The following is a 3712-nucleotide window of genomic DNA, read 5'->3' on the forward strand; positions in this document are numbered from 1 at the left end:
AGCCGCCGCCTCCGCCGTAGATAACCTACTCGGCAAACTCGCCGACGGCGTCACGGACGCCCTCGAAAAGCTTGACCCCGGCGAAATCATCGCCCGCTCAGGCGTGCAAAAAGCCCAGTCAGCGCTCGATTCACTCATGCACGTGAACCTGCCCGACGGGCTGAGCTCGCTCATCCGAACCCACTAACCTCACCCTAGGAGAAACCATGCTTACCGGACCCACCGTTGCACCCATCGGTGACCTCAGCGACTCTGCAGGGCCCACCGCAGGCACCATCAGCGTCGCCCTCGAAGAAATGCCCGCCATTGCCGACGGGCTCGACACCGTCAGCCGCACCTGCGCCGACCGCACCATGCCGATTCTCGGTATTGCCGCCGAAACCCGGCTCTTCCTCGGCATTAACGGACGCGCCCAGCAGGCAGCTGGCCTCTGTGCCGGCCTCGCTACAGACCTCGGCGGAAGCGCACTAAAGTTCAGCGCCACCGCAGCCGCCGTCCGCGCAGCCCACAGCTCCTACCTGCAGACCGAAAATATTGTTGCCGGTTGGTTCGAGTCCATGGGCATCGCGAAGGATGGCAAGCTACCCGACGGACGCAGCACCCGAGACCACCTCCGCGGCCTCATCGCTGGAGAACCCGGCGAAGCCGACTACCTCATCAAGCTCACTTTCCCCGAGCTTGGGTACTTCTCGGCATCTCGGGCGCTGCCTTATTCGCCTCTCGTAGCGGGTATTCTCTTCGGCTTCACCGCCTACATGGATGCCACATGGAACCCCGAAATTGCGCGCTCGCGAACAGCTGACCGTCTTGCAGACATGTTTGGTATTCCGCGAGGGCTCGTTCGAAAGGCGCTGGGAGGTGGCCTATTCGGCATCATTAAATCTGGAATCGATACTTTTCTTGGCGCTAAGGCTCACAATATTCGGACCGCTTCTGCCGACGAATACGGTATTGCTGCGCATCGTGGCGAGAAAAACCAGCTTTCTGTAGGCGCCAGCTCGGACCGTCTGCTGGCTATTGGTAAAGCGCAGGACCTTGAACTTGAGCGTTCCCGACAGAACCCCTCGGCCGCTGAACGTGGTGCCGTGCTCGTCACCGTCATGTACGAAGCAGGACACGAAGGCGACCCAGCCCATGCCCTGTATGTCGTGAGTATCCCCGGCACTGTCTTTGATTCCCTCGAAGGGTCTCCTATAGACCCAGCCGGTATCACGCATGAATCATCCAGGCTGGGTTACATGAATGCCGCTTACGAGATGGTTTTGCAGGCTCTACGTGATGCAGGGGCACCCCAGGGAGCCCGCGTGTACATGGAAGGCTTCAGTCAGGGAGCCATGATTGCCTACAACATGGCGAATAGCCAAAAAATTGCCGAAGAAATCAACATTGTGGGTATTTATGCCCAAGGCACCCCATTGCGGGTTATGCCTGCTAAACAACGTGACTTTGCTGTGGATTACGTGGAAGGAGAAGGCGATGGGGTTCCTGATGTGGCAGAGCAGTCTCTTTTTGCCCAGATTTTCAAGGGAGCGTGGCGCCCCGATGAACGCGATACGGTAATCACCGTCGATAACTATAAGCATCATGCCGAAAATTACCAAGAAGCTCTATACAGTCAAGGGTATAGCAGCAAGGTGCCTGGCGGCATGCGTGCCGCAATGGACGGTAAAGAGTATGTGCTGGGGGAGCAGAAGGTTACCTCCGCCTCAACTATGCCGGATGGTCTGCCATCTGCTGTACGAATCGGTATAACAGCCGGACGTATCGGAACCTACGGTGGCGCTACTTTAGCATCAGGAACTGGGCTTAGTGGTTGGGGCGTAGTTGAGGCGATTGACGGGCAGACAGGCGGGCACCTAGCTAAAGCAAAGCGTAAAGTGCGAGAGAGTATCGAAAATATTCGACAGAATGTTGAAGACACCGTCTCAGACGTTCAGCAGGGCATGGAAATCGCCAAGCAGAAGGCCGAGGGTCTTCAGCGAGAAGTTGGAGAAGCCGCCTGGGCGGTTGCTCAGCAAATCCCCGCCGTCATCGAGGGTGCCCAGAAGACGATTCCTCACCCCGAGCCGACTCCGTCGGAAAAGCCTCAGAGCCCGCCGCCCGCCTGGCCCGAAACTCCTGCACCGCAGATGCCCAAGGCGCCCCTCCTGCAGGGATATAACCCGCAGCATCTGCCGCCCGCCATCAATATGCCGAGCGACCTGAGCCGCCCCGAGCCTGCGCCCATCAAGATGCCCGCTCGAATCGAGGCAGAGGGGCAGCTACCCCCTGCAGGTCTGATTCCACCGGACATTCTGCCCAAACCTGTAGATCTGCATACGCACATCGAAAAGGCTGTTACTCAGCCATTCATCGAGCAATTGCAGCTCCCTAGTGTGGGTTCTGCTCTCAAGAATCCTCCAATCTTCCAATCCGGACAGGGCGGAGATTACGACGGCGGTGAGTCGCTCATCCCCACTCTGCCGGACCTGAAACCTGCGCCCATGCTCCCGCCCAAGAGCATTGACCCGGGATTCCTCGCACCAACTCCGCCCGAGAATATCGATCCCGGGTTCCGCGCACCAGGCCCTCCCGAGGACCTGACTCCCCTCGAGGAGCGTGAACCCCTGATGGTCTAAAAGCCCAATCTCAAGAACCAATCTTGACGGCTCGGTGGAGGGTGGAGGGGACGAGTAGAGTAGAGAAGAGAAACAGGGGCGCCGCTGGGAACAACCCCGGCGGCGCCCCTCCATCTATGCGTACAGCGCTCGCCGCTGGAATGTTGCCGACTCGGCTCGTGACCTGCTCTCCAGGTGAGAAGCGTTAGCCTCCGAGCCGCCCGCAGGCACATACTGGAAGCATGAGCCAGTCAGCTGAACACGCCAACATCCCGTTCCGCCCCGTCTTCAACACCCTGCCCAGCTACGCGGCAGGCAAGCCGCCCGCACCCGTTGAAGGCCTCACCCAGTACAAGCTCTCCTCCAACGAGAACCCGCTGGGCCCCGTACCCGAGGTTGCGCGCGTCCTCGCAGAATTTGCGACCGCGCACCGCTACCCCGACCCGCTCTCCACCGCCCTGCGACAGAAGCTCTCCGCACGACTGGGTGTGGACGCTGACGACATCGTCACCGGTGCCGGTAGTCTCGGCGCGCTCAACCAGATTCTCAAAACCTTCGCCGGCGTAAACGCCGACGGCGTTCAGGACGAAGTCATCTACGCCTGGCGTTCCTTCGAGGCGTACCCGATCCTTGTCGGCATCATGGGCGCTCGCAGCGTGCAGGTGCCGAACCTGCCCGACGGCTCGCACGACCTGGACGCCATGGCCGCCGCCATCACCGAGCGCACCCGCCTGATTCTGGTCTGCACCCCCAACAACCCGACCGGTCCCGCCGTCACCGAAAGCCAGATTCGTGCGTTCCTGGCGAAGGTGCCCTCCCACATTCCCGTGGTGATTGATGAGGCGTACTTCGAATTCTGCGCTGCCTCCACCGTGCAGGAGGGTGAAGAGCCTCCGCTGAACGGCCTGGATATCTACTGTGACTACGAGAACGTCATCATTCTGCGCACCTTCTCCAAGGCGCAGGGCCTGGCGGGTCTACGCGTGGGCTACTCGATTTCGCATCCGCAGATTACGCAGCACCTGCGCGTGGCGGCGACCCCGTTCGCGGTGACGGCGCTGGCGGAGGCGGCGGCTATCGCCTCCATCGAGCATGAGGATGCGGTGATGGAGCGC

At 60.5% G+C, this 3712-nt stretch carries 2 protein-coding genes and 1 pseudogene; all 3 read left to right on the forward strand.

The window, feature by feature from the left end:
- A pseudogene (locus HXO69_RS08765) lies at positions 1-187 on the forward strand (ABC transporter substrate-binding protein); the annotation flags it as partial.
- Between the two features lie 19 nt (positions 188-206).
- The gene (locus HXO69_RS08770) at positions 207-2618 is read left to right on the forward strand and encodes an extensin (protein WP_296546578.1); all 2412 of its coding nucleotides are present in this window, start codon (positions 207-209) and stop codon (positions 2616-2618) included.
- Between the two features lie 221 nt (positions 2619-2839).
- The coding region (locus HXO69_RS08775) for an aminotransferase class I/II-fold pyridoxal phosphate-dependent enzyme (protein WP_296546580.1) at positions 2840-3712 on the forward strand (873 nt) is incomplete at its 3' end.

The sequence above is a fragment of the Rothia sp. (in: high G+C Gram-positive bacteria) genome, assembly GCF_015265375.1.
Lineage (GTDB): Bacteria > Actinomycetota > Actinomycetes > Actinomycetales > Micrococcaceae > Rothia.

What these genes read in the sequence shown, in the direction of transcription:
- HXO69_RS08770 (WP_296546578.1), top strand. Translation starts at nt 207, where the DNA reads ATGCTTACCGGACCCACCGTTGCACCCATCGGTGACCTCAGCGACTCT.